Origin of the sequence: Thalassobius vesicularis (genome assembly GCF_004799325.1) — a bacterium.
Classification (GTDB): domain Bacteria; phylum Pseudomonadota; class Alphaproteobacteria; order Rhodobacterales; family Rhodobacteraceae; genus Thalassobius; species Thalassobius vesicularis.
In genome coordinates this window covers 109,574-135,473 of sequence record NZ_SSMD01000007.1, presented here as the reverse complement: position 1 = coordinate 135,473, position 25,900 = coordinate 109,574, and the positions used below count along the sequence as shown (strand labels likewise).

26 protein-coding genes are annotated in these 25,900 nt (G+C 63.9%); 10 read left to right on the top strand and 16 right to left on the bottom strand.

All coding sequences use genetic code 11. The annotated features are described in order from the left end of the window. Window positions 1–190: 190 nt before the first annotated feature. Together E7681_RS14665 and E7681_RS14660 are read right to left on the bottom strand one after the other, a co-directional pair. Window positions 191–2,011 (bottom strand): ABCB family ABC transporter ATP-binding protein/permease, encoded by a 1,821-nt coding sequence (locus tag E7681_RS14665; RefSeq protein ID WP_136340101.1) that lies wholly within the window; start codon window positions 2,009–2,011, stop codon window positions 191–193. Between the two features lie 96 nt (window positions 2,012–2,107). Then, the gene (locus E7681_RS14660; RefSeq protein WP_136340063.1) at window positions 2,108–3,550 is read right to left on the bottom strand and encodes a LysM peptidoglycan-binding domain-containing protein; all 1,443 of its coding nucleotides are present in this window, start codon (window positions 3,548–3,550) and stop codon (window positions 2,108–2,110) included. 102 nt (window positions 3,551–3,652) lie between these two features. Between E7681_RS14660 and E7681_RS14655 the strand changes: the two genes are divergently transcribed. Further along, complete coding sequence (locus E7681_RS14655) at window positions 3,653–4,204, top strand: LOG family protein (protein ID WP_136340062.1); 552 nt, start codon at window positions 3,653–3,655, stop codon at window positions 4,202–4,204. Here E7681_RS14655 and rarD read toward each other — a convergent pair. From rarD to E7681_RS14620, 7 genes are all read right to left on the bottom strand, one after another. Further along, window positions 4,141–5,061, bottom strand: coding sequence for an EamA family transporter RarD (gene rarD, locus E7681_RS14650; RefSeq protein WP_136340061.1), 921 nt, complete (start codon window positions 5,059–5,061; stop codon window positions 4,141–4,143). The two genes, E7681_RS14655 and rarD, sit on opposite strands and share 64 nt — an antisense overlap. Window positions 5,062–5,165: 104 nt before the next feature. After that, window positions 5,166–5,765 carry a superoxide dismutase gene (locus tag E7681_RS14645; protein ID WP_136340060.1) on the bottom strand — a complete coding sequence of 200 codons (600 nt, stop codon included), beginning with the start codon at window positions 5,763–5,765 and terminating at the stop codon, window positions 5,166–5,168. A 111-nt stretch (window positions 5,766–5,876) separates the two neighbouring features. Then, on the bottom strand, window positions 5,877–6,455 hold the full coding sequence (locus E7681_RS14640) for a sarcosine oxidase subunit gamma (RefSeq protein ID WP_136340059.1): 579 nt from the start codon (window positions 6,453–6,455) through the stop codon (window positions 5,877–5,879). Next, window positions 6,448–9,441 (bottom strand): sarcosine oxidase subunit alpha family protein, encoded by a 2,994-nt coding sequence (locus E7681_RS14635; RefSeq protein ID WP_136340058.1) that lies wholly within the window; start codon window positions 9,439–9,441, stop codon window positions 6,448–6,450. Before E7681_RS14635 ends, E7681_RS14640 begins: the two co-directional genes overlap by 8 nt. Beyond that, a complete protein-coding gene (locus E7681_RS14630; RefSeq protein WP_136340057.1) occupies window positions 9,438–9,767 on the bottom strand; it encodes a sarcosine oxidase subunit delta in 330 nt (109 codons plus the stop codon). The genes E7681_RS14635 and E7681_RS14630 overlap by 4 nt, the downstream gene beginning before the upstream one ends. Before the next feature lie 31 nt (window positions 9,768–9,798). Continuing rightward, window positions 9,799–10,290 (bottom strand): hypothetical protein, encoded by a 492-nt coding sequence (locus E7681_RS14625; protein WP_136340056.1) that lies wholly within the window; start codon window positions 10,288–10,290, stop codon window positions 9,799–9,801. Continuing rightward, window positions 10,287–11,531 carry a sarcosine oxidase subunit beta family protein gene (locus tag E7681_RS14620; RefSeq protein ID WP_136340055.1) on the bottom strand — a complete coding sequence of 415 codons (1,245 nt, stop codon included), beginning with the start codon at window positions 11,529–11,531 and terminating at the stop codon, window positions 10,287–10,289. The genes E7681_RS14625 and E7681_RS14620 overlap by 4 nt, the downstream gene beginning before the upstream one ends. A gap of 189 nt (window positions 11,532–11,720) precedes the next feature. On the opposite strand from E7681_RS14620, the gene ccmI reads away from it, so the two are divergent. The 3 genes from ccmI to E7681_RS14605 are packed head-to-tail and all read left to right on the top strand — an operon-like array spanning window position 11,721 to window position 13,659. After that, a complete protein-coding gene (gene ccmI, locus E7681_RS14615) occupies window positions 11,721–12,944 on the top strand; it encodes a c-type cytochrome biogenesis protein CcmI (RefSeq protein WP_136340054.1) in 1,224 nt (407 codons plus the stop codon). Beyond that, window positions 12,944–13,420, top strand: coding sequence for a Holliday junction resolvase RuvX (gene ruvX / locus E7681_RS14610; protein ID WP_136340053.1), 477 nt, complete (start codon window positions 12,944–12,946; stop codon window positions 13,418–13,420). The genes ccmI and ruvX overlap by 1 nt, the downstream gene beginning before the upstream one ends. Then, window positions 13,417–13,659: a DUF1289 domain-containing protein gene (locus tag E7681_RS14605; protein WP_136340052.1), complete on the top strand. Its 243-nt coding sequence runs from the start codon at window positions 13,417–13,419 to the stop codon at window positions 13,657–13,659. The genes ruvX and E7681_RS14605 overlap by 4 nt, the downstream gene beginning before the upstream one ends. On the opposite strand, the gene E7681_RS14600 is transcribed toward E7681_RS14605, so the two are convergent. From E7681_RS14600 to E7681_RS14570, 7 genes are all read right to left on the bottom strand, one after another. After that, window positions 13,656–14,480, bottom strand: coding sequence for a sulfite exporter TauE/SafE family protein (locus E7681_RS14600; protein WP_136340051.1), 825 nt, complete (start codon window positions 14,478–14,480; stop codon window positions 13,656–13,658). The genes E7681_RS14605 and E7681_RS14600 overlap by 4 nt on opposite strands. Window positions 14,481–14,550: 70 nt before the next feature. Beyond that, complete coding sequence (gene dusA / locus E7681_RS14595) at window positions 14,551–15,534, bottom strand: tRNA dihydrouridine(20/20a) synthase DusA (protein ID WP_136340050.1); 984 nt, start codon at window positions 15,532–15,534, stop codon at window positions 14,551–14,553. A 77-nt stretch (window positions 15,535–15,611) separates the two neighbouring features. Continuing rightward, window positions 15,612–16,001: a carboxymuconolactone decarboxylase family protein gene (locus E7681_RS14590; RefSeq protein WP_136340049.1), complete on the bottom strand. Its 390-nt coding sequence runs from the start codon at window positions 15,999–16,001 to the stop codon at window positions 15,612–15,614. 1 nt (window position 16,002) lies between these two features. Further along, window positions 16,003–16,443, bottom strand: coding sequence for a hotdog fold thioesterase (locus tag E7681_RS14585; RefSeq protein ID WP_136340048.1), 441 nt, complete (start codon window positions 16,441–16,443; stop codon window positions 16,003–16,005). Window positions 16,444–16,588: 145 nt separating this feature from the next. Next, on the bottom strand, window positions 16,589–17,800 hold the full coding sequence (locus E7681_RS14580; RefSeq protein WP_136340047.1) for a 3-hydroxybenzoate 6-monooxygenase: 1,212 nt from the start codon (window positions 17,798–17,800) through the stop codon (window positions 16,589–16,591). Between the two features lie 72 nt (window positions 17,801–17,872). Then, entirely contained in the window at window positions 17,873–18,571 is a 699-nt protein-coding gene (locus E7681_RS14575) for a fumarylacetoacetate hydrolase family protein (protein ID WP_136340046.1), read from the bottom strand. Then, window positions 18,568–19,605: a cupin domain-containing protein gene (locus tag E7681_RS14570; RefSeq protein ID WP_136340045.1), complete on the bottom strand. Its 1,038-nt coding sequence runs from the start codon at window positions 19,603–19,605 to the stop codon at window positions 18,568–18,570. The genes E7681_RS14575 and E7681_RS14570 overlap by 4 nt, the downstream gene beginning before the upstream one ends. Window positions 19,606–19,742: 137 nt before the next feature. On the opposite strand from E7681_RS14570, the gene E7681_RS14565 reads away from it, so the two are divergent. From E7681_RS14565 to E7681_RS14540, 6 genes are all read left to right on the top strand, one after another. Continuing rightward, a complete protein-coding gene (locus E7681_RS14565) occupies window positions 19,743–20,210 on the top strand; it encodes a MarR family winged helix-turn-helix transcriptional regulator (protein WP_246032498.1) in 468 nt (155 codons plus the stop codon). 86 nt (window positions 20,211–20,296) lie between these two features. Continuing rightward, on the top strand, window positions 20,297–21,349 hold the full coding sequence (gene nadA / locus E7681_RS14560) for a quinolinate synthase NadA (RefSeq protein WP_136340043.1): 1,053 nt from the start codon (window positions 20,297–20,299) through the stop codon (window positions 21,347–21,349). 13 nt (window positions 21,350–21,362) lie between these two features. Beyond that, window positions 21,363–22,928, top strand: coding sequence for an L-aspartate oxidase (locus E7681_RS14555; protein WP_136340042.1), 1,566 nt, complete (start codon window positions 21,363–21,365; stop codon window positions 22,926–22,928). Beyond that, window positions 22,925–23,776 carry a carboxylating nicotinate-nucleotide diphosphorylase gene (nadC, locus tag E7681_RS14550; protein WP_136340041.1) on the top strand — a complete coding sequence of 284 codons (852 nt, stop codon included), beginning with the start codon at window positions 22,925–22,927 and terminating at the stop codon, window positions 23,774–23,776. The genes E7681_RS14555 and nadC overlap by 4 nt, the downstream gene beginning before the upstream one ends. Window positions 23,777–23,905: 129 nt before the next feature. Further along, the gene (locus tag E7681_RS14545; protein ID WP_136340040.1) at window positions 23,906–24,490 is read left to right on the top strand and encodes an ANTAR domain-containing response regulator; all 585 of its coding nucleotides are present in this window, start codon (window positions 23,906–23,908) and stop codon (window positions 24,488–24,490) included. Next, the gene (locus tag E7681_RS14540; protein WP_136340039.1) at window positions 24,487–25,659 is read left to right on the top strand and encodes an ABC transporter substrate-binding protein; all 1,173 of its coding nucleotides are present in this window, start codon (window positions 24,487–24,489) and stop codon (window positions 25,657–25,659) included. The genes E7681_RS14545 and E7681_RS14540 overlap by 4 nt, the downstream gene beginning before the upstream one ends. The last annotated feature ends 241 nt before the right edge of the window (window positions 25,660–25,900 follow it).

Sequence of the window (25,900 nt, the reverse complement as noted above, 5' to 3'; positions counted from 1 at the left end):
CCCGGTCGCCTGCGGCGCCCTCCCCCAGAGTATTTTTACTCAGAAAGAAGCCAGCTTGTTTCTTTCTGATCAGAAATACTCCGGGGTTTGGGGCAGAGCCCCAATCTGCGCGAAATCACCCGAGAACCAACGTACGAAAACCGGCGAAAATCCTACGATTCCGCGGGTTAACCGAGTGTTAGAGCACCGTTCAGGCGGCCTCTTCCTCGGTTTGTTGGCGGGTCCATAGGCTGTAATAGCGGCCCTTCTTGGACAGGAGTTCGGAATGGGTGCCTTCTTCGACCACAACCCCTTGTTCCAGAACGACAATCCGGTCCGCATCGGCGATGGTAGACAGCCGGTGCGCGATGGTGATCACCGTGCGCCCTTGCCCGGCTCGCGCCAGCGCGCCCTGGATTTCCCGTTCCGTATCCGTGTCCAGCGCAGACGTCGCCTCGTCCAGCAGCAGGATCGGAGGATTTTTCAAAAGCGTACGCGCGATGCCTACGCGTTGTTTTTCGCCGCCCGACAGTTTCAGCCCGCGCTCACCGACCTGGGTGTCGTAGCCTTGCGGCAAAGACTGAATGAAATCATGGATTTGCGCGGCTTTCGCGGCCTCGATCACCTCGGCGTCCGAGGCATTGTCGCGCCCATAGGCGATGTTGTAACGGATCGTGTCGTTGAACAGCACCGTGTCCTGCGGCACCACGCCGATCATCGAATGCAGGCTGTCCTGCGTCACGTCGCGCACGTCTTGCCCGTCGATTTTCACCGCCCCGCCCTGTACGTCGTAGAACCGGAACAGCAATCGCCCGATCGTCGACTTGCCCGAGCCCGACGATCCCACGATCGCTACCCGTTTCCCGGCCGGCACGTCGATGCTGACGCCTTTCAGGATGGGCCGCTCGGCGTCGTAGCCGAACTGCACGTCGGACAGATTAACATGCCCGCCTGACACGGAAATTTCCGGCGCACCTGGCTTGTCGTTGACCTCGGCGGGTTGCTCCAGCAGGTGGAACATCTCGCTCATGTCGACCAGGCTCTGGCGGATTTCACGGTAGACCGTGCCGAGGAAGTTCAGCGGCACGGTGATCTGGATCATGTAGGCGTTGACCATGACGAAATCGCCCACCGTCAAAGCGCCATCCTGCACCCCCATCGCGGCCATCACCATTACCGCTATCAGCCCGCCGGTGATCAGGAAGGATTGCCCGAAGTTCAGGAACGAAAGCGAGTAAGCCGTTGACAACGCAGCTTTTTGATAGCCCTCCATCGCGTGATCATAGCGCGCGGCCTCGCGGGCTTCGGCGCCGAAATACTTGACGGTTTCAAAGTTCAGCAGGCTGTCGATGGCCTTTTGGTTGGCGTCGGTGTCCTGCTCGTTCATCTGGCGGCGCAGCTTCACGCGCCATTCGGTCACGGCGAAGGTGAATTTGACATAGGCCGCGATCGTCACGGCCACGACGACCAGGTACCAGACGTCGAACATCCAGAACAGGATCGCGCCGACCAGTGCCAGTTCCAGGATCAGCGGCCCGATCGAGAACAGCATGAATCGCAACAAAAAATCCACGCCCTTGACGCCGCGCTCGATGATGCGGGACAGCCCACCGGTCTTGCGGGTGATGTGGTAGCGCATCGAAAGCCGATGGATGTGCGAGAACGTCTCGAGTGCCAGCACCCGCAGCGCCCGTTGCCCGACCAGAGCGAACACCGCGTCGCGCAGCTGCTGGAACCCGTTCGACATGAGCCGCGCCATGCCATAGGCGACGGTCAGCCCCACGGCCCCCAACATCAGCGGCGAAGCATCCTTGGCCAGCGCGTCCACGGCGTCCTTGTACAGCATCGGCGTAGCGACCGTGATCAGCTTGGCCAGCAGCAGCAGGATCATCGCAACGACCACGCGCCACTTGATATCCGTGCGCCCCTCGGGCCACAGGTACGGGGCGACACGGCGGATCGTGCGCCATCCCTGAACGTCGGTCTTGCTGGGATCTGCCTCGGACACGGGCAGGGACTTGCGGCTTCTCATACGGATCATCCTTTGCAACCTCCCTGACATAGGGCGCGGCAGCAGCAATGACCAGCGGATGCGAAAGCGGGGCGACGATGCGCCCCGCTAGATGCGTTATTCCGGCACCACAAACACCTGTCCGGGATAGATCAGGTCGGGGTTGCGGATCAGCTTTTTGTTGGCCTCGTAGACGCGGACATACAGAATTCCGTCCCCGTATTTTTCGCGCGCGATGGCCCACAGGGTCGAGCCGGGCTGCACCGTCACCACCCGCACCGGTGGGGCCTTGGGCTGCTCGGGGCTGGGCGCGACTTTCGCGAGGATTTCAGGGGCTTCGCGCTTGAACGGAGTTTCGATCCGCGACAGAACCTTGCCGGTTTCGTCCACCTCGTCCACCCGCAGGGTGTAAACGCCCGGGGCGATGGCGGCCAGAACGGTCTGCCATTTGCCATCCTCGGCAATGCCGGTGCTGCCCACCGAGGCGTTGTTCAGGTAGATCTGCACAAACTTGCCCGGCTTGCCGCGTCCAGCGACGGTAACATCGCCAGTTTCGGTGTAGCTGATCGCGTCGATCACAACGGTGACCTCGGGTTCGGCGGCGGCGGGTTGGATCACCTTCACGCCGTCCTTGTCCGCCAGGATTACCGCCGGAGCCTTGGGCTTGGGCGCCTCTTTCACAGGCTCCTGCGCGGGTTCAGCGGCCGGTTCTGCGGGCTGCTCGGCAGGCTGCTCAGCAGCTGGTTCGGCTGCGGGTTCGGCTGCGGGGGTGGTCTGCTCAGGCTCCTCGGCTTTCGCGACCTGCGTGGGTTCGTCCTTGGGCTCTTCCTTGGGTTCGTCCTTGGGCGCTTCGGCAACCTCTGCCGGGGCCGCAGGCTGCGTCTCGGCCGGGGGTTGCACGGGTTCCGACTGCTTGGGCTGCTCCTCGGCGACCTGAGCGGGTTCGGGCTGGGTATCCTGACGCGGGGCCTCGGCTGCCGGGGCTTCTGCTTTGGGCTCCTCGGCTTTCGGTTCCTCTGCCTTGGGTTCCTCGGCCTTGGGTTCCTCTGCGGGGGCCTCGGCCACCTGTACGACCGGCGCGATGATCACCGTCTGGTCCGAGACGATCTCTTGCCCGTCGATCCGCATCAGCAGGCTCAGCACGCGCGGCTGCTCGGACGGTTCGATCGTCACGAAGGCAGCGAACTTGCCGTCCTCGGCGGGCTTGGTCTGCGCAACCGAGGCGGCGTCCAGCAGGATCTCCAACTCCGAACCAAAGGCAGCGCGCCCGGCGATCAGCGTCGATCCATCCGGTTCCACCCGCACCACGTCGAAGGCAGGCGGATCGTAAACCACCACGGCGGGTTCCGGGGCGGGGGCCGGTTCCGGCTTGGCTTCGGGCTTCGGCTCGGCGGCGGGTTCCGGCGTGATGGGCTGCGCCACTTTCACCGGTTCGCTTGGCACGGGTTGCGCTGGCGTGAACCATCCCAGAAAATAGGCACCAACCACGGCCGCGACCACAACAGCGGCGCCGCCAAACATCAGGGCCTGGCCGCCCGTCGCTCCAGCTTGTTTCGTCATCGTTATCCTTCCAGCCCGCCTTTTCCATCCCCAGCGGTTGAGAGACCATAGCAACGGCTGTATCAGGGGTCAAAACCACCTTTCGTCCAAGGATGATTTGCGATGAAAACCGTGTCTGTCTGTGTCTATTGTGGCTCACGTTCCGGGAAAAACCCGATTTATCAGGCCCATGCCGAGGCATTCGGCGCCCTGCTGGCCGAAAATTCCTGGCGTCTGGTCTATGGTGCCGGGGATGTCGGGCTGATGGGGGCCGTCGCCCGCAGCGCCCAGGCCGCCGGGGCCGAGACGTTTGGCGTGATCCCGACCCATCTGGTGAAGTGGGAAGTCGGCAAGACCGACCTGACCCGCTACATCGTCACCGAGAACATGCACGAGCGTAAGAAGGTCATGTTCATGAACTGCGACGCCATCGTGGTTCTGCCCGGCGGCGCAGGTTCGTTGGACGAGCTGTTCGAGGTTCTGACCTGGCGCCAGTTGAAGCTGCACCACAAGCCGATCCTGCTGCTGAACTCGGACGGGTACTGGAATCCGCTGATGGCGCTGATGCACCACGTGATCGATCAGGGCTTTGCCGAGGCATCGCTGCTGGATTACATCCGCGTCGTCGCAACGCCCGAAGAGGCCATCGCCGCCCTGCGCACCGCCCTGTCCTGACGCCAGGTGCCGGCGGTGTAGATCGCCAGCGCGGTCCAGATCAGGGCAAAGGCGATGGCGTGCCATTGGCCGAACGGCTCGCCGAAGATCAGCACGGCGCACAGGAATTGCAGGGTCGGGTTCAGGTACTGCACCAGCCCGACCGTCGCCATGCTGACCCGCTTGGTCGCGGCCGAGAACAGGATCAGCGGCGTCGCCGTCAGCGGGCCAGAGAACAGCAACAGCCCCGTATCACGCCAGTTCGCGCCAAAAGTCGCGTGCCCTTGGTACCAGGCCAGCAACAGCACGCTCAGCGAGATCGGGGCGATCAGCAGCACCTCGGCCGTCACGGACACCACCGGCCCGACGGAAAGCCATTTCTTGACAAGGCCATAGAGGCCGAAACTGAACGACAGGATCAGCGCGATCCACGGCGCTACGCCCAGCCCGAGCGTCAGCACCACCACCGCGCTCAGCGCCAGAACAACGGCCAGGATCTGCAGCCGGCCCAGCTTTTCCCGGAACACGACAACGCCGATCAGCACCGCCACCAGCGGAAAGATGTAATAGCCCAGCGACGCCTCGGTCGCCTTGCCGATCTGGATCGACACGATGAAGAAGAACCAGTTGATCGAGATCATCAGCGACGCAAACGCGATCACCAGCACCGAGCGCACAGACCCCAATGCCGTGCGCAGCTGCCCCAGCCGGCCCTGCACCATCAACACCACCGCGAAAAAGACAAAGGACCACAGGGTGCGATGCGCCAGCACCTCGATCGGCGGGATATGGGCCAGCAGCTTGTAGTAAAGCGGCGACAGTCCCCAGACCGTGCACGCGCCGACCAGCGCCAGAATGCCGCTTTTGTTTTGTGTCATGATGTCCCTCGCCCGCCCACAGTGGCGCGCATTTTCACCACCCGCAAGCGGCAAAGAAAAACCCCGCCCGAAGGGGCGGGGTTCAATACCGGATCAGGCCGGAATTACAGGCGCGAGGCCACGTTTTCCCAGTTCACCAGCTTCTCGAGGAAGTTGGTCAGGTAGGCCGGGCGCTTGTTGCGGAAGTCGATGTAGTACGAGTGTTCCCACACGTCGCAACCCAGCAGCGCGGTCTGGCCAAAGCACAGCGGGTTCACGCCGTTCTCGGTCTTGGTGACCTTCAGGCCGCCGTCAGCGTCCTTCACCAGCCAGCACCAGCCCGAGCCGAACTGACCCGCGCCTGCAGCGGCGAAATCGTCCTTGAACTTGGCGACCGAGCCGAACGATTCAGTGATGGCTTTTTCCAGCTCGCCGGGCATGGCGTTGCCGTTCGGGCCCATCATTTCCCAGAACTGCATGTGGTTCCAGTGCTGCGAGGCATTGTTGAAGATGCCGTTCTGGGCAACCGCGCCAGCGGCATAGGTGCCGGTGATGATGTCTTCCAGCGACTTGCCTTCCCATTCGGTGCCGGCGATCAGCTTGTTGCCGTTGTCGACATAGGCCTTGTGGTGCAGGTCGTGGTGATACTCCAGGGTTTCCTTCGACATACCCAGCGCTTCCAGCGCGTCGTGGGCATAGGGAAGATCGGGAAGTTCAAAAGCCATGGTCAAAACCCTTTCCGGTTCGAGCGTTAATATCCTGCCGTAGATGGTAGCCTTCGACGCGCGAGGTCAACCCCAAACCGCGGCAAATAGCGACCAAAGGTGGTTGGTGGCTTAACCCTGCCGGAAAAATCCCACCGGCCCTGCAGCCGCCGAGGTCGCCAGCAGATCGAACGCATAGCGCGCGACCGAGCGGAAGCAGACCAGGTTCGCCTCGCCTTCTTGCGTCAGCCAGAACGCGGCGGCGACCTGGGCCAGGCGGGTGCGACGGATGTCTCCGAGGGCGAAGGCGTCTGGCGACAGATCGGCCGGGGCCAGCTTGGCGATCACCTCGCGCACCGGGCCGGGCTTGCCGGTCACCCGGAACAGCGCGCGCGCGTCCGACACGTTGACCGCCAGGAAATGCGTCCCCGCCAGGGCCGCGTTCAGCGAGGACACGGCGGCCCCCACCTCGGCATAGGGCAGCAGGATCAGCAACTCGTCGGGCGACATCCACGCGACGGCATTGGCCCCCGCATGGGTGATCTTGCGCTGCCCCGGCACGGAGGCGCCGGTGACTTGCGCCACGGCTGCCCCAAAGGCGGCATCCGACAGATCGCCGCGCAGGGTGATCATGCCTTGCGGGCCGACCTCCTGCACCGTGATGGCACCCTTGGCATAGGCGTTGTTCAATGCGCTGACGGCCTCAGACATTCTGCTTCTCCCCGTCCTTATCGTAGAAGACCGGATCGCAGATCCGCGCCTTCACGCTGGTTCCGTCCACTTTCGGGAACTCGATCACCTCGCCCATCCGGTCCGGGCCATGCAGCACCAGCCCCATGGCGATGCCCTTGCCCAGCGTCGGCGAATGGTAGGTCGAGGTCACGCGTCCCTGCGTATTTCGCTGACCGTTGGCATTCACGCCCTCGGCCATCGCATAGGCCCCATCCGGGATGACCGAGCCATCCAGCGTCTCCAGCCCCACCAGTTTCCAGCGGTTCGGATCGGCCATGTGGCTACGGGTCTGGGCGCGCTTGCCGATAAAGTCCTCTTTCTTCTTCGAGATCGCCCAGTTCAGCCCCAGATCCTGCGGGATCACGGTGCCGTCGGTTTCGTCCCCGATCATGATAAAGCCCTTCTCGGCCCGCAGCACGTGCAGCGTCTCAGTCCCGTAGGGCATGATGTCGAACTCGGCACCCGCCTCGCGGATCTTGTCCCACAGCTCTTGCCCACGCCCCGCATCGACGGCGATTTCATAGCTCAGCTCGCCCGAGAAGGAGATGCGGTAGACCCGCACCGGCATGCCCGCCAGCGTGCCGTCCTTCCAATCCATGAAGGGCAGCGTTTCCTTGGACACGTCCATGCCGCCCAGCTTTTCCAGCACCTTGCGGGCGTTGGGGCCGACCACGGCGATCTGGGCGTATTGCTCGGTCGCGTTGGCGACATAGACCTTCAGGTCCCACCATTCGGTCTGCAGCCATTCCTCCATATGGGCGTGGATGCGATCCGCGCCGCCGGTGGTGGTGTGGCAGAGGAAGGTGTCCTCGTCGATGCGCGCGACCACGCCGTCGTCGATCAGGAACCCGTTGTCCGAGCACATCAGACCATAGCGGCATTTGCCCGGCTTCAGCGTCGACATCAGGTTCGTGTACATCAGGTCCATGAATTTGCCCGCATCCGGGCCTTTCACGATCAGCTTGCCCAGGGTCGAGGCATCCAGCATCCCGACCGAATTGCGCACCTGCAGGATTTCCCGGTTGACGGCCTGATGCGTGGTTTCGCCCGCACGCAGATAGCAGAACGGACGCCGCCACATGCCCACAGGCTCCCAATCCGCGCCGTTGGCCTCGTGCCACTCATGCATCGGCGTGCGGCGCAGCGGCTGGAAGATCTCGTCGCGTGCCGCCCCGGCGATCGCGCCAAAGCTGATCGGAGTATAGGGCGGGCGGAAGGTGGTCGTGCCGGTCATCGGGATCGGTTGATCCAATGCATCGGACAGGATCGCCAGACCATTGATATTGCTCAGCTTACCTTGGTCCGTGGCCATGCCCAGCGTGGTGTAACGCTTGGTGTGTTCGACGCTCTCATACCCCTCGCGCGCAGCCAGTTGCACGTCCGAGACCTTCACGTCGTTCTGGTAATCCAGCCAGGATTTCATCCGCAGCTTGACGCCTGCGCCCTGAGGCATCAGCCAAACGGGCATCATCGGCGCTTCGTCGGTCGCGGGCACGGCAGGCGCATCAGCCTCCACCCCGGCGACCTTGGCGGCCACTGCAGCGGCATCCGCCATCACGTCGGCCAGATGCATCGCCCCCGAGGCGGTGCCGGCAGTGGCGACGTACCCTGCGCCATCGGCGCCAAGCGGAGGACGCGACGGATCGGGGCGGAACATCGCGTTCGCCTCGTCCCAGATCAGTTTGCCGCCGCAATGCGACCACAGGTGCACGACCGGCGACCAGCCGCCCGACATGGCAACCGCGTCGCAGGGGATCGTCTCCAGCGCAGCACCCTCGCCCGCGTGCAGACAGACGGACACGCCGGTGACGCGCTTGCCGCCATGCACCTTGGCAATGGCCTTGCCAGCCTCGATACGGATCCCCAGTGCGCGCGCCTCTTCGGCCAGCGCACCGCCGCCGGTGGGGCGGGCATCCAGGATCGCCGACACAATCATGCCAGCCTGTTTCAGCGCAATCGCAGTGCGATAGGCGTCGTCGTTGTTCGTCACCACAACGGTGCGATCCCCGATCGAAACGCCGTAATTCACCAGATAATCCCGCACGGCACTGGCCAGCATCACACCCGGAATGTCGTTCCCGGCAAAGCTGATCGGGCGCTCAATCGCGCCGGTTGCCGTGATCACCTGCCCGGTCCGGATGCGCCACAGACGGTGGCGCGGCCCGGCGGCCATCGGAGCGTGATCGGTCAGGCGTTCGTATCCCAGCACATAGCCGTGGTCATAGACGCCCGCGCCCATGCAGCGGCTGCGCAGGGTCACGTTGGGCAGGTTGCGCAGGTCGGAAACCGTCTGTTCAATCCAGTCCGCAACCGGCTTGCCGTCCACCTCGCCACCATCGACGGGCGCGCGGCCACCCCAATGGGCGCTCTGCTCGATCAGCATGACCTTTTTGCCGCTGGTCGCCGCGACCTTGGCCGCTTGCAGACCGGCCACGCCGCCGCCGATGACCAGCACGTCCACGAAGGCATAGAAGTGTTCATAGGTGTCAACGTCGCGATCCTTGGGCACTTTGCCCAGACCGGCGGACTGGCGCACGATCGGCTCGAACAGGTGTTTCCACGCGGCCCGAGGCGCCATGAACGTCTTGTAATAGAACCCCGCCGGCAGGAACCGCGCGGCGTAGTTGTTCACCACGCCCACGTCGAATTCCAGCGAGGGCCAGTGGTTCTGGCTTTCGCTTTCCAGCCCATCGAACAGCTCGGTCGTGGTGACGCGCTGGTTCGGTTCGAACCGGCCATCGCGGCCCAGGCCGACCAAGGCATTCGGCTCTTCGGCGCCCGAGGCGACGATGCCGCGCGGGCGGTGATACTTGAACGAGCGCCCGACCAGCATCTGGTCGTTCGCCAGCAGGGCCGAGGCCAGCGTGTCGCCCTCGTACCCTTTGAAATTCTTGCCGTTAAAGCTGAAACGCAGCGGCTTGCCCTTGTTCAGCAGGCGGCCGCCGGTGGCCATACGAGTGCTCATGCGAAGTTCCTCCAGCTCCAACCGGGGCGTTTGGCGGTGATGGCGTCCTTGATCTGTTGCGGCGGTTCGCTGACCTGCGCGCTATAGGTGCCGAACACCTCTAGCGTGGCGGTGCAGCGGGCTGCGTGGAACCACTTGCCGCAGCCGTTCACGTGCCGCCAACGTTCGAAATGCACGCCCTTGGGGTTTTCGCGCATGAACATGTAGGTCTCGAAATCCTCGTCCGAGGACCCGGGACCGAAGCGTTTCAGGTGGGCCTCGCCACCGGCGTGCAGCTCGGTCTCTTCGGCCATGACGCCGCAGTAGGGACATTGAAGGGTCAGCATGTCAGCCTCCGAATGGGTCGGAAAATTTGGGTCATTGCGTCAGCCCTTTCCGGCAATCCTGCAACTGGGCGTAAACGCCCGGCATGGTGGTCAAATCCAGACCGACGCGGTCGTCGGGCCGCAAGGGCAGAGAGATCACGGTGTGGCCATGACGGCGCAGCGCCGTCCAAAGCGGGGTTTCGGTTTCGGCAACGCCGTCGTGCAGTTCGACCAGAAAGCGGCCGTTTTTCAGGCGGGCCGATCCGCGCACGGTCATGCTGTCCTCGAACGTGAAGTCCAGCAGCTGCGGCAGCATTGCGCTGCGCGAGTAGGCGTCGGGGGCGACGACCATCTCGGTCCGGCCGTCGCGCGCCATGACAAAGGCGACGTCGATCCCGGCCTTGCGCGCGCTCAGCAGATGGTCCTTCGCCACGCATAGCCCCGCATCCACCGAATGCTGGAACTTGGCCGGGCGCACGGTGGCGACCTGCTCGGCCAGCGCGGGGGATGCCAGTCCAGCGATGATCGCGAATACCAGCCTCAATGCGCCACCCCTGCCGCCACGCTTTCGTCGATGAAGCGGCCCTCGGCAAAGCGGTTCAGGCCGAATTCGTCCGCCAGCGGCGAGTGGCCCTTGGCCATCAGTTCCGCCATCGCCCAGCCCGAGCCGGGGATCGCCTTGAACCCGCCAGTGCCCCAGCCACAATTGACGAAAATGCCCTCGACCGGGGTTTTCGACAGGATGGGCGAGCGGTCGCCGGTCATGTCCACGATACCGCCCCATTGGCGCAGCATCTTCAGGCGGCTGATCATCGGGAAGGTCTCGATCAGCGCGCGGATGGTTTCCTCGATATGGTGGAAGCTGCCGCGCTGGGTGTAGTTGTTGAACCCGTCGGTGCCGCCGCCGATCACCATTTCGCCCTTGTCGGACTGGCTCATGTAGCCGTGCACGGTGTTGGCCATCACGACCACGTCCATGCAGGGCTTGATCGGTTCGGACACCAGCGCCTGCAGCGCCAGCGATTCAATCGGCAGACGGAAGCCGGCTTTTTCAGCCATCACACCCGAGTGCCCGGCCACGACGATGCCCAGCTTATCGCAATCGATCGAGCCTTTGGTGGTGTCCACGCCGACCACGCGGCCGCCCTCGCGGCGCACGCCGGTGACTTCGCATTGCTGGATGATGTCCATCCCCATCCCCGAGCACGCCCGCGCATAGCCCCAAGCCACCGCATCGTGCCGCGCCGTGCCGCCGCGTTTTTGCAGCAGACCGCCCAGCACCGGGTAACGCGGGCCGTCCAGGTTGATGATCGGCACCAGTTCCTTGACCTGTTGGGGGGTGATGAACTCGGTCGCGACGCCCTGCAGCGCGTTGGCATGGGCGGTGCGCAGATAGCCGCGCACCTCGTGCTGGGTTTGCGCCAGCATGATAAGGCCGCGCGGGCTGAACATCACGTTGTAGTTCAGATCCTGGCTCATCGTCTCGTAGAGCGAGCGCGCCTTTTCGTAGATCGCCGCTGACGGATCCTGCAGATAGTTCGAGCGGATGATCGTCGTGTTCCGGCCCGTATTGCCGCCGCCAAGCCAGCCTTTTTCGATCACCGCGACATTGGTGATGCCGAAATTCTTACCCAGGTAATAGGCCGTCGCCAGCCCGTGCCCACCGGCACCGACGATGATGACGTCGTATTTCTTCTTGGGTTGGGGCGACGCCCAGGCGCGCTCCCATCCAGTGTGATAGCGGGCTGCTTCGCGGGCGATGGCAAAGGCGGAATAACGTTTCATCGTCGACTCTTGTACCTCGAATCCGATGTGGAAGTGCTCTGAACCCTAACTGGACCGACAGGCGGTTTCATCCCCGTTTTGAAGCGTCACTATGGATCACAATTGCGACATGGTGGGGCATTGCGTCAGTTTGCCCTTTTTCCAAACGGGCTGCGCATATACATGTTGGCCCGAAAACTTGGAGGCCCCATGCTGTTCTGGATCATTATCGGCGTCATCGCCTTTGTCGCGGCTGTCATTCTGGCTGTGGCACTTGTCAAAGGTCGGGCCGGGCAGGACGCGCCTGCTGCCTATGACCTGCAGGTGTATCGCGACCAGCTGAAAGAGGTCGACAAGGATTTGGCCCGCGGTGTCATCAACGCCGAGGATGCCGAGCGGACCCGCGCCGAAATCTCGCGCCGCATTCTGGCCGCCGATGCGCAGGTCAAGGCCGGTAACGACACCGGCGGGCAGCCGCAAGGGCTTGGCCGCGTTCTGGCCGTCGGGGTTGGCGCGGTGATGGTTGCGGGCTCGATCGGCCTGTACATGACGCTGGGCGCGCCGGGTTATGGCGATCTGGGGCTGTCCTACCGGATCGAACAGGCCAAATTGATGCATGAAACCCGCCCCAGCCAGGACGAGGTTGAGGCCCAAATGCCCCCCGGCAACCCGATGGGCGAACCCCCGGCGGAATATGTCGTGCTGGTCGAAAAGCTGCGCAAGGCCGTGGCCGAGCGTCCGGATGATCTGCAAGGGCACCAGCTGCTGGCCCGCAACGAGGCAGCACTTGGGAACTTCAAGGACGCCTATACCGCCCAGACCAAGGTGATCGGCCTCAAGGGCGACGCGGCAACCGCGCAGGACTACCTGGACCTGGCCGACATGATGATCCTGGCGACGGCGGGCTATGTCTCGCCTGACGCCGAAAAGGCGCTGCTGGCCGCCCTGGCGCGTGAACCGCGCAACGGGGCCGCGCGCTATTACATGGGCCTGATGCTGGCCCAGACCGGCCGCCCGGACCGCGCCTTTGCGACCTGGGATGCGCTGATGCGCGAAGGCCCCGCAAACGCGCCGTGGATCGCTCCCATCCGCGACCAGATCGAGGAGCTGGCCTCTCGCGCTGGCGTCAACTACCAGCTGCCCCCAGCGGCAGAGATGAAAGGCCCCTCGCAAGCCGACATGGCCGCCGCGCAGGACATGAGCGCCGAGGACCGCCAGCAGATGATCCGCGGCATGGTCTCGCAACTGGCCGAACGTCTGGGCACCGAGGGCGGCACCCCCGAAGAATGGGCGCGTCTGATCTCGGCTTACGCCGTGCTGGGTGAAACCGACAAGGCGCAAACCGTCTGGAACGAGGCGCAGCAGGTCTTTGCCGACAAAGCCGAGGCGCTGGCAACCGTCCGCGCCGGGGCTGAAAAGGCCGGGCTGCAATAATGGTGCTTGACGATTTCGCGGACTTCGCCGCCGCCCTGCCCCCGCATGGCGCGGTGATGGGGCTGGATCTGGGTACGAAAACCATCGGCGTGGCGCTGTCGGATGTGCTGCGCGGGGTCGCCACGCCCGTGGAAACCGTCAAGCGCAAGAAATTCACGCTGGACGCCGCCCGCCTGCTGGAAATCGTGAAAGCCCGCCAGATCAGCGGCATCCTGCTGGGCCTGCCCTACAACATGGACGGCTCCGAAGGGCCGCGCTGCCAGTCCACCCGCGCCTTCGCGCGCAATCTGGCACAGCTGACCGAGCTGCCCATCGGCTATTGGGATGAACGCTTGTCCACCGTCGCCGCCGAACGCGCCCTGCTGGAGGCGGATACGTCTCGAAAGCGTCGCGCCGAGCTGATCGACAACGTCGCCGCCTCTTATATCCTGCAAGGGGCGCTGGACCGGTTGCGCCATATGGGACGCAGCGCATGAGCGAAAACACCGACGCCATCTGGAAACGCGACGAGATCCAGTCGCCTTGCGTGAAGGTGTGCGTGATGCACCCGCAAGAGCGGCTGTGCATCGGCTGCCTGCGCACTATCGACGAGATCGTCGGCTGGTCGAAAATGACCACGCCCGAGCGCAGCGCGATCATGGCCGAGCTGCCCGCACGCGAACCCCGGATCAAACAGCGCCGCGGCGGTCGCGCGGCGCGTCTAGCGCAGGATTAAAGCCCCAGCGCCTTGCGCAGCATGTTCAGCGCGACCAGCGTCAGGAACACCGCAAAGACCCGCTTCAGAGGCTTGGGGTCCATCGAATGGGCCAGTTTCACTCCGATCGGGGCGGTCAGCAGCGTCATGGCAATGACGATGAAAAACGCCACCAGATTGACAGCACCAATGGTAAACGGCGGGCGCACAGCCGGATCAATGCTGAGCGTCAGGAACCCGATCACCGACGGCACTGCGATGAGCACTCCAAACCCTGCGGCGGTCGCCACGGCACGGTGGATCGGCGTGTTGTAGAGGCTCATCAGCGGCACACCAAAGCTGCCGCCGCCGATCCCCATCAGCACGGACAGAAAGCCGACAACCGGTGACAGCACCGCGCGCAGGATGCCCTTGGGCATGGCCTGACCCAGACGCCACTCGGACCGGCCAAAGCCCATGTAGGTGCCCACGATAAGGGCCAGAACGCCGAACACCCCCTGCAGCGTGGAGCTGCGCAAGGACGCGACCGTCATCATCCCGATGACCGCGCCAATCGCGATGCCGGGCGCCCAGCCGCGCAGGATCGCCCAGTCCACGGCGCCCTTCTTGTTATGGCTCAGCACCGAACGGACCGAGGTAACGATGATCGTCGCCAAAGAGGTCGCCAGACAGATCTGCATCAGCTGCGGGCTGTCATAACCCAGCGTTTTGAACGCGTAAAAGAAGGCCGGCACCAGAACGATGCCGCCGCCAACACCCAACAAACCCGCAAGCACACCCGCAAACGCGCCGATCACCATCAGCAACGCCATCATCATCAACAACAAGGACAAATCGGGCATTACGCCACTCCCCATTCTCAGTCTCACCCGCGCCTACATAACGCGTTCATCCCGAGAGGCGACAGGAAAATCAGGCGACCTGAACCAGCGCCTGTTCGACAAGCGCGGGGCCGGCGCCGGGCAGATGCGCGCCTTCGGACAAAATCCGCCGCCATTGCCGGGCACCGGGGCGACCGGCGAACAGGCCCATCATGTGGCGGGTGACTTGCGCCAGTTTGCCGCCGCCGGTCAAGTGGGCCTCGATATGGGGCAGCATCTGCTGCACGGCCTGCATCGGGTCGCTGGCCTGCCCCGTTCCATAGATCAGCGGATCAGCCTGACACAGGATGTCGGCGGGCTGGTGATAGGCCGCGCGGCCGATCATGACGCCGTCCAATCCGGCCTCCAGAAACTCTTGCGCCTGTTGCAGGCTGGTGATGCCGCCGTTGATCGACAGGTGCAGATGCGGGAACGCCTGCTTCATCCGCAGCACCAGCGGGTAATCCAGCGGAGGGATATCGCGGTTCTCTTTCGGGGACAGCCCCTGCAGCCACGCCTTGCGCGCATGGATCGTGAAGCGATTGCACCCCGCGCCCGAGACGGTTTCCAGAAAGGCGGGCAACACGTCCTCGGGGGTCTGCTCATCCACACCGATGCGGCACTTGACGGTGACTTCGACGCCGACGGCATCCTGCATCGCCTTGACGCAGTCCGCCACAAGTGCCGGGTGTTTCATCAGCACCGCGCCGAAAGTGCCCGATTGCACCCGGTCCGAGGGGCAACCGACATTCAGGTTGATCTCGTCATAGCCCGCATCCGCGCCCATCTTGGCCGCCTGCGCCAGTTCCGCCGGATTCGAGCCGCCAAGTTGCAGGGCAACCGGGTGTTCCTCGGGCGAGTAGTCCAGCAGATGCAGCGCCCCGCCCCGCACCAGTGCGGGCGAGGTCACCATCTCGGTGTACAGCAGGGTTTCCTTCGACAGCAGCCGATGCAGATAGCGGCAATGACGGTCCGTCCAGTCCATCATCGGGGCGACGGACAGTCGGGCAGAGGTACGGATGCTGTCTGGGCTCATCGGTGTCTTGGCGGCGCTGTTGCGGATCAGGTCCGCCCCTTAGCACCGGTCGCCCCGTCTTGCCACCCCTGCCGGGATCACAACAGCCCTTCGGCCTCCAGCACCTTGCGGGCCGCGCGGAAGCATTCCAGCGCCTGCGGCACGCCGCAATAGATGCCTACGACGTGGATGATGGCGCGGATTTCCTCGGGGGTGACGCCGTTGTTCAAAGCGCCGCGGCAGTGCAACTCCCACTCGTACATCTTACCCAGGGCCCCCAGCATCGCCAGGTTCATCATCGATCGGGTCTTGGCCGGGATCACTTCGTCGCCCCATCCAAAACCCCAGCACCAGGCGGTCATCGCCTCCTGGAAGGGTTTGGTGAAATCGTCGGCGGCGGCATAGGATTTCTCGACATACTCCTCGCCCAGCGTGGCCTTGCGCTGGGTCATGCCTTTCAGGAACAGGTCTTCGTCAAACAAGCTCATGTCAGTCTTCCTTTGGCCGGTCGATCACTGCCAGCGTCATGCGAGAGATGCAGACCAGACGGTCCGCCTCGTCCGTGATGTGAGTTTCCCAGACCTGCGTGCGGCGGCCGATATGGACCGGGCGCGAGGTGCCATAGACCCACCCTTCGGTGGCCGAGCGCAGGTGGTTCGCGTTGATTTCCTGCCCGACGCAGGCCTGATCACGCCGATCTAGCACAAAATTTGCGCCAATGGATGCCAGAGTTTCCGCCAGCACCACCGAGGCCCCGCCATGCAGCAAGCCCATCGGCTGTTTGGTGCGGTGATCCACCGGCATTCGGGCTTGCAGAAAGTCAGGCCCGACCTCGATCACCTCGATGCCCATGTATCCGTTGCAGCAATTGGTCCCCAGCTTGTTCACCAACTCCAGTGAGATCGGGGATTTCCAGATGGTCTCGGTCATTTTGTGCCCTTCGAAATTTTCACCAGAACTGTCGCGTGCCATTCCTTAGCGTCAAGGACAGAACCGCAAAACATTGCGTCACATCGCAAAAATCGAAAGGCCCCCGAAATTCGAGGGCCTTTCAGCAAGCAGCAAGACGGTGGGATTAACCGCGCAGCGTCTCAGGAGAGACAGCGCCGTTCAGCCCGGTCGAGCCGTACAACCATTCGACGTTATCGTACCAATCGGCCGGGGTTTTGGCCTTCATGATCGCGTTGCGCAGCTCGGCATGGGCCCCGGCGGGGTGATAGATATGCTGGCCGATCTCGCGCGATTGCAGCTGGATGCGGGCGGTACGCAGTTTGCGCATCCCCTGATAGGTCTGCAGCACCTTCTCGATGTCGTTGGGCGTGTCACCCATGACATGCGCCAGTGCGACGGCGTCTTCCATCGCCATGCAGGCGCCCTGAGCGAAGTATTGCAGCTGCGGGTGAGCAGCGTCGCCCAGCAGCGCCACGCGGCCATCGACCCAGTTGCTGACCGGCTCGCGGTCGCACAGCACCCACAGTTTCCAGTCTTTGCCCTTTTCGATGATCTGACGGGCGACCGGGTTCACGTGCTCAAAGCCGCGGGCGACTTCTTCGTTGGTCACGGGTACGCCGGCAACGGGGGCGGCGGCGTCATTGTGGTAGGTCACCACCAGGTTGAACACTTTCCAACCCGACAGCGGGTAGTGAACGATGTGACACTTGGGACCGGCCCACAGGGTAGCCGCGTTCCAGCGCAGATCCTCGGGCATCTGTTCGGTCGGAATGACCGAGCGATAGGTGGTGTGGCCCGACACGCGCGGTGCGCCGTCGCCGACCACGCGCTTGCGGATGTTCGACCACAGGCCATCGGCACCGATCAGGGCCTTGCCGGTCACGCGCTCGCCATTGTGCAGGATCGCGGTGACAGAGCTGCCGTCCTGCTCGTAATCCGCCACTTCCGAGGAGGTGCGCAGATCGACCAGGTCATGCTCCAGGCAGGCGCGCAGGAACACGCCATGCAGGTCCCCACGGTGCACCACGGCATAGGGGTTCTTGAAGCGCGCACGGAACGCTTCGTCCAGCGGAATGCGGGTGATTTCCTCGCCCGAGATCGCGTCCATCAGGCGCAGGTTATCGATATACACGGCCATCGAGCGGGCCGCGTCGCCCACGCCCAGATAGTCGAAGGCGTGGAAGGCGTTCGGCCCCAGCTGGATGCCTGCGCCGATCTCGCCCAGTTCGGGGGCCTTTTCCAGGACAAGCGTCTTGATGCCCTTCTGGGCCAGACCAATGGCGGTGGCCAAACCACCGATACCGCCACCAGCAATCAGGATACGATCTTCACTCATGGGAAATCTCCTCCGTTCGGGGGCGACCCCTCGGCCACGCCCCGTCCATGAATTTACGTTTAGGGAACCCGATTACTCGGGGTCGCCGATGGTCAGAGCAATCGGGGCCAGCCCGTCCACGCCGCCGGTGATCTTGTCACCAGAGACAACGGGGCCAACGCCTGCAGGGGTACCGGTCATGATCACGTCGCCGGGCACCAAGTGGTAGTATTTCGACAGGTCCGCCACGATCTCATAGACGTTGTGGATCAGGTCCTTCAGGTGCGCGTCCTGCTTGACCTCGCCATTCACTTCCAGATGGATGCGCTGCGGGCCAACCTCGCCGAATTCAGCGGCTTTGGTCAGCGGGGCGAACACGGCCGAATCCTCGACGTCTTTGCCCAGATCCCACGGGCGCTGCTTGGCGCGGGCGGCCAGTTGCAGGTCGCGGCGCGTCATGTCCAGACCGCAGCCATAGGCGTAGATCTTGTCGGCGGCCTCGTCCTTGCTGACGCGGAAGGCGGGTTTGCCGATCACCAGAACCAGCTCCATCTCGTAGTGGTAGTTCGAGGTGCCCAGCGGATAGGGGATGGTCGAACCGCTGGCCAGATTGGCCGAGGGCGACTTGGTGAAGTAGAACGGCGCCTCGCGGTCCACCTCGACCCCCATTTCAGCGGCATGGGCGGCATAGTTGCGGCCAACGCAGAAGATGCGGTTGATCGGGTATTGCTTGTCCTCGCCCTGAACGGGGATGGATTGAACCTTGGGGGTGTCGAACAGATAGCTGCTCATCGTGCGCGTTCCTCGTAGTAGCCCAGTTTTTCCTGCAGCGGACGGTCATGCACACGCACCAGGAAGGATTCCTCGCTGGCTTCGTGGGTGATTTCCGCAAAGACGGGGGCGGTAAACGTGTCCTTGGGGCCCCATTCGAACACTTGCCCGTCGATGGTGGTTTTGCCACGGCCCTTCACGACATGGAAGGCGGCCGAGGACGATTGCAGCGGCGGCGCGGATTTCACACCGGCGGGGATCATCACCGCGGTGAAGCCCATCGTCGGCAACACATCGGCGCCGGTTTCGGGGTTCACGTAGTCCAGCTCGGCGATGCCATCGTCCGAGTATTTCACGACCTCGCGCAGCGCGGCCTCGGTGCGGGTCCAGGGGTAGCGCACCATCGGGTACTTGCGCGCACCCGCGCCCAGCTTGCGCGACGGCACCAGACCCGAGGACAGGTATTCCACCTGACCGGCATCGGGACGGTTGCGTTGTGCCTGCAGCGGGCCTTCGGTCGCGTACGACCCTTCGAGGTAGTAGAACAGCGGCAGGTCCAGCGCGTCCAGCCACACGACAGGCTCGGTGCCGTCATGGCCGTGATCGTGCCAGTCGCCGCCGGGGGTCAGGACCAGGTCACCCTCTTCCATCGGCAGACGCTCGCCGTCGACGACGGTGAAACCACCCTTGCCTTCGACGATGATCCGCACGGCCGAGGGGGTGTGAACGTGTGCAGGCGCGGTTTCGCCCGGCAGCAGCAGCTGCATGCCCAGATAGATCGAGGCCGTCGCCTGCATCGCCCCTGCCCCGCGGCCCGGATCGGACAGCACCAACACGCGACGCTCGGCCTTTTCGACCGGGGTCAGCTCGCCAGCCCGGTGCAGCAGCGGACGCAGGTTTTCATAGTTCCAGTAGCCCGGACGGGTCGTCGGGTTGGGTTTGCCATGCGGCAGCACGTTGCGCATCATCGGCCACAGCGGCGCGACGCCCGCCTCGGTCATCGCATCGCGATAGTCCTGCGGCAGCTCCTCCAGGGTTCCAAGCTGTTCGGCCATGATCATCCTCCCAATGGCAAACACGGTGATTCCACGATTTATGTAAGTGTACTTATCATTAGTGTACTCGTCAAACATTTCTTTCCGTGTTAATGAAATCCCGACGCGCCGCCCCACCCGCAACGAAGGAGCGCCCCTTGGACGAACTTTACGGCATGGCCGGTCACCTGATCCGGCGGCTGAACCAGATTTCGACCTCGGTCTTTGCCGAGAAAATGAAAGAGGCCGGGCACGACTTGACCCCGGTGCAATTCGGCGCGCTGTCGGCGCTGCGCACGAACCCGGATGTGGATCAGGCGACGCTGGCGGGGTTGATCGCGCATGACCGCGTGACGATGGGCGCGGTGCTGGACCGTCTGCAAAACAAGGGGCTGATCGCGCGCAACGTCAGCCCGACTGACCGCCGCGCCCGCATCCTGACGCTGACCGATCAGGGCCAACAGGTGCTGGCCGAGGTCGAGCCGATCGTCTGGCAGTTGCAGGACGAAATCCTGTGCGGGCTTGAGGATGACGAAAAGGCGCTACTGCTGAGGCTCATGCGCAAGGTGGCCGACGCGGGCAACGCCCGAAGCCGCGCACCATTGCACCTGCCGCAGGGGCGATAAAATCTGCCGCACCGCCGCATTCCGCTGGAAAATACCGTAGATTCACCTTAAGTAGCACGTCCATGCCATAGCTGGAGGATAGCTGGTTGCTCGATCTGACGCATGTTCGCGCCGAACTGGCCGACCATTACGATCTCGCTCCGTCCGTGGAGCTGGCCCAGGCCACCCAGGACATCTACGCCCGCATGGATCGGGTCGTCACCCCTGCCGACTGGGCCATCTACGCGCCCTATGTCGTCGCGATCAACGAGCTGAAGAAACAGCGCAACGCGGTGATCCTGGCGCATAACTACATGACGCCCGAGATTTACCACGGCATCGCGGATTTCGTGGGTGACAGCCTTCAACTGGCGATCAAAGCGACCGAGGTCGAGGCCGATGTCATCGTCCAGTGCGGCGTGCATTTCATGGCCGAAACCTCGAAGATCCTGAACCCGGCCAAGACTGTCATCATTCCGGACATGGAGGCTGGCTGTTCGCTGGCCGAGTCCGTCACCGCCGAGGGCATCGCCCAGATGCGCGCCAAATACCCCGGCGCACCCGTGGTGACCTATGTGAACACCACCGCCGAGGTGAAGGCCGCGTCGGACATCTGCTGCACCTCGTCGAACGCGGCGCAGATCGTCGCTGCCCTGCCCGATGACACGATAATCATGACCCCGGACCAGTACCTGGCGCAAAATATCGCTAACCAGGTGCCGGAAAAGAATATCGTCTGGTGGGAAGGCTCGTGCATCGTGCACGAACAATACACCGCGCAAGACCTCAAGGACTTCCGCGAGTGGAACCCCGACACCCGCATCATCGCCCACCCCGAATGCCCGCCCGACGTGGTGGCGGAATCGGATTTCTCGGGCTCGACCAGCGGGATCATCGACTACGTGACCCGCGAGAAACCGCAAAAGGCGATGCTGGTGACGGAATGCTCGATGGCATCCAACATCTCGGACGCGCTGCCCGAGGTCGATTTCGTGGGGCCGTGCAACATGTGCCCCTTCATGAAGAAGATCACGCTGGAGAAAGTGCTGTTCGCCCTTCACACCATGACCGGTCAGGTCGAGGTGGACCCGGCCGTCGCCGAAAAGGCCAAGCTGGCCGTTCAGCGCATGATTGATCTGTCTCGCGAATTGGGGATCTAAGGGAATCCGGCCCATGCAGGTGGTCACGACCGATCGCGTCATTATCGTCGGCGCGGGGATGGGGGCGCTCTATGCGGCGCTGAACCTGGCCCCGACGCCGGTCGTGATGATTTCCCCCGAGAAGCTGGGCGAAGGCGCCTCTTCGGCCTGGGCGCAGGGTGGGGTTGCCGCCGCGATGGCCCAGATGGACAGCCCGGAAAGCCATGCCAAGGATACCGTCCGCGCCGGAGCGGGCACCGTGGATCGCAGCGTGGCCAATCTGGTGACGCAAGAGGCCCGCGCGCATATCCTGGACCTGACCCAGCTGGGCACGCCCTTTGACCGCGACGAAAACGGCGGCTACGTGCTGTCGCGCGAGGCGGCCCACAGCTTTGCCCGCGTCGTGCGTGTGAAGGGTGATCAGGCCGGTGCCGAGATCATGAAGGCGCTGATCGCGCAGGTCCGCGAAACGCCATCCGTGCAGGTGCTGGAGGGCGTCATGGCCTCCAATCTCGAAGTGCAGAACGGCGGAGTGACCGGGGTCGAGATCGAAACCTCGGGCAGTGAACGCTCGCATCCCGTGCTGCTGCGCGGGCCGGCGGTTCTGCTGGCGGGTGGCGGCTCGGGCGGGCTGTTCAAGCTGACGACGAACCCGCCACGCATCCGGGGGCAAGTGATCGGCATGGCTGCCCGCGCTGGCGCGATGATCGCCGACCCGGAATTCGTGCAATTCCACCCCACCGCCATTGACATGGGCGAAGACCCCGCCCCGCTGGCGACCGAGGCCCTGCGCGGCGAAGGCGCGATCCTGATCAACAAGGACGGCGAGCGGTTCATGCTGGCTGATCACCCAGACGCCGAGCTTGCCCCACGCGACATCGTGGCCCGCGCGATCTATGCCCAGACGCAGGCGGGCAAACGCCCGATGCTGGACACCCGCGCTGCCTTGGGTCCGAAAATCCTGACCCATTTCCCCGCCGTGGCCGAGGCATGTGCCCGTGCCAGCATCAACCCAGCAGTCGAGCCGATCCCCGTGGCCGCCGCCGCGCATTACCACATGGGCGGGATCGACACCGACATGGAAGGGCGCGCCAGTCTGGGCAACCTGTGGGTCTGCGGCGAGGCATCCTCGACCGGGCTGCACGGCGCGAACCGACTGGCCTCGAACGGGCTGCTGGAGGCGCTGGTTTACGCCCGGCACTGCGCGCAGGGCATCAAGGCCACCCTCGGCCAACCCGCCCCTGCCCCCGAACTGGATCTGCATTGGGCCCCCGGCGGCCCCACTCCGCCTGCCGAGGCCATCGACGCCCTGCGCCGCTGCATGACCGACAATGTCGGCGTGGTGCGCGATGCCGAGGGCCTGAAACGCGCCCTGCGGGTCATCGCAAAGCTGGAGCAGGACCACCCCGAATGCCCCTGTTTCCTGAACATGACCGCTACCGCGACCCTGATCACCGCCGCCGCCCTGACGCGCGAAGAATCGCGTGGCGCCCATTGCCGCCGCGATTTCCCCGATACCGCCGACGAGGCGCGCCGCACCCGCATCACTCTGGACCAGGCGCTGAGAATTCGCGCCGCCGCCGTGGAGTCTGACCAATGACCCGATATGCCCCCCTGCCCGACCTGATCCTTGAACCGATGGTGCGCAACGCGCTGATGGAGGATCTGGGCCAATACGGTGACGTCACCACCCGCTCTGTGATCCCCGCCGGAACCACCTACAACGCCCGCATCAACGCGCGCGAAAATGGCGTTGTGTCCGGGATGCAAGTGGCCGCAATTGCGTTCCGTCTGGTCGACCCGTCGCTGGAAATCACCACCGTGCTGGCCGATGGCAGCCCCTGCAAGAAGGGCGACACGCTGATGGAGATCAAGGGCGCCGCGTCTTCGATCCTGTCGGGCGAACGCGTCGCGCTGAACTTCGCCGGGCGTCTGACCGGCATCGCCACCCTGACCGCCGCGTTTGTCGCGGAAACCAAGGGTACCCAGACCCGTATCACCTGCACCCGCAAGACAACGCCCGGCCTGCGCATCGTGGAAAAACAGGCCGTCTTGCATGGCGGCGGGTTCAACCACCGGATCTCGCTGTCCGACGCGATCCTGATAAAAGACAACCACATCGCAGCCGCCGGTGGGATCGTGCCGGTGCTGGAGGCGGTAAAGACCAATGCCTCTCACATGGTCCGGGTCGAGATCGAAGTGGACACGCTGGAGCAGCTGGCCCAGGTGCTGGAAACCGGCGGCGCGGATGTCTGCCTGCTGGACAACATGGACACCCCCACCCTGCGCAATGCCGTCGAGATGGTGAACGGCCGTCTGGTGCTGGAAGCCTCGGGCAACATGCGTCTGGAACGCATCGCCGAGGTGGCCGCGACGGGGGTCGACTACATCTCCTCCGGGGCGCTGACGCATTCTGTGCGCACCCTCGACCTTGGGCTTGATTTCTAAGCTGATCGCCTGTTTTTTGTGCGGCCGCCGAAATTATGCCGCATTGCGGCGACAACTTAGGCAGTCGCAGCTATCAGGCCCTCAATCCGACGGGTATCCCAGACCCAAAGACACTGGGGACCCGCCAAATTGCCAAGCCGCCTTTCCATCATCGTGGTCGAAAAAGACCGTGATCGCGCCCTGCAAATCGTGGATAGCCTGAACGCTTCGGGTGACTACGACATTGCAGTGATTGCCGAAGAATCCGGCCTGGCCCGGCGCATTGCTCAGCGCAATCCAGACGTGGTGCTGATCGACATCACCAATCCCTCGCGCGACTCGCTGGAGGAACTCGCCCTGGCCTCGGGCCCGACCGAACGCCCGGTGGCGATGTTCGTGGACCGCTCGGACGACGCACTGACCAAGGCCGCGATCGAGGCCGGTGTTTCTGCCTACGTGGTCGACGGGATGCGCGCGGACCGGATCAAACCGATTCTGGACGCGGCGATCACCCGCTTTCACATGTTCCACCGGATGCGCACCGAGTTGCACGCCACCAAGCAGGCGCTAGAGGAACGCAAAACGCTGGACCGCGCCAAGGGCATCCTGATGAAGGCGCGCGGCCTGTCCGAGGACCAAGCCTATGCCCTGCTGCGCAAGACCGCGATGGATCAGGGCAAGAAGATGATCGACGTGGCCCAGTCACTGGTAACAGCGGCGGGGTTGCTTTCATGACATTGACCCTGACTGCCGGTTTCATCCCGCTGGTGGATGCCGCCCCGCTGATCATTGCGCGCGAACTGGGCTTTGCCGAGGAAGAAGGCCTGAACCTGGAGCTGCGCAAGGCTCCAAGCTGGGCAACCTTGCGCGACCTTCTGGCGCTGGGTCAGATCGAGGCCGCCCATATGCTGGCCCCCACCCCCGTTGCGATGGCACTGGGGCTGGGTGGCATGACAACCCGGCTGGACGCGCTTCTGGTGATGTCCGTGAATGGTAACGTGATCGGCGTGTCGACCACGTTGGCGGCCAAACTGCACGCCGACGGGTACGATTTCGATTTCCAATGCGCCAACAAGGCCGGACGCGCGCTGATTGCCTCGGGTAAGCGTCTGCGGATCGGGGTGCCGTTCCCGTTCTCGATGCATGCCGAACTGCTGTATTACTGGCTGAACTCGCTTGGTCTGGCCGCCCCGCAGGCGCTGGACATCCGCACGGTGCCGCCGCCCCTAATGGCGCAGGCCATCGCGGCGGATGAGATTGACGCCTTCTGCGTCGGCGAACCCTGGGGCTCGATCACCGTTGAAAACGGTGTGGGCGAGTTGCTGCTGCCCTGCGCTGCAATCTGGAATTTCGCCCCGGAAAAAGTGCTGGCTGTGCGCCATGACTGGGCCGAGTCCGACCCTGATCTGACCGGCCGCCTGATGCGGGCTGTCTGGCGCTCGTGCCGCTGGCTGGGCACCGAAGGCGCGCGAACGACGGCTGCCGAGATCCTGTCGCGCGGCACCTATGTCGCCGTCCCGCCCGATGTGATCGACCGCGCCCTGACCGGACGGTTGGTCATCAACGCCCGCGGAGAGGAGCGCGAGACCGCGAAATTCCTGGAGTTCCACGCCGGCGCCGCCACCTTCCCCTGGAAAAGTCAGGCCGCCTGGATCGGCGCACAGATTGCCGGGCGGATGGGGCTGGACCGGGCGCAGGCGATGGACACGGCCCGCGCGGTGTTCCGCAGCGATCTGTACCGCAAACACCTGGCCACGACTCCGGCCGATTTACCCGGCGCCTCGGAAAAACTCGAAGGGTCGCTGTCGGCGGAAACGGCGGTCGCTTCGGAGACCGGAAAGCTGTTCCTGCAGCGCGATCGTTTCTTTGACGATCGCATTTTCGACCCCTCCGCTCCGGTGTGATGAAAAAAAAGGCAACACACCAGAGCGGACGCCGCAATGCAGCAAAATCTTCCGACATACCCCGAAACCCCCTTGCTGCACCGCCCGATTCCCCCGCATGTTGATACCGAAGACGAAACAAGGGCGTTCCGTCTTACGAAATTTCCCGAAGGACCGGGTTTCCTGAGCAAAGCCGCTCGACCCTCTGCAAACGCAGAGTGTGTCAGCGGCTTTTTTGTTGTTCCGCCTAGCGGACCCCACG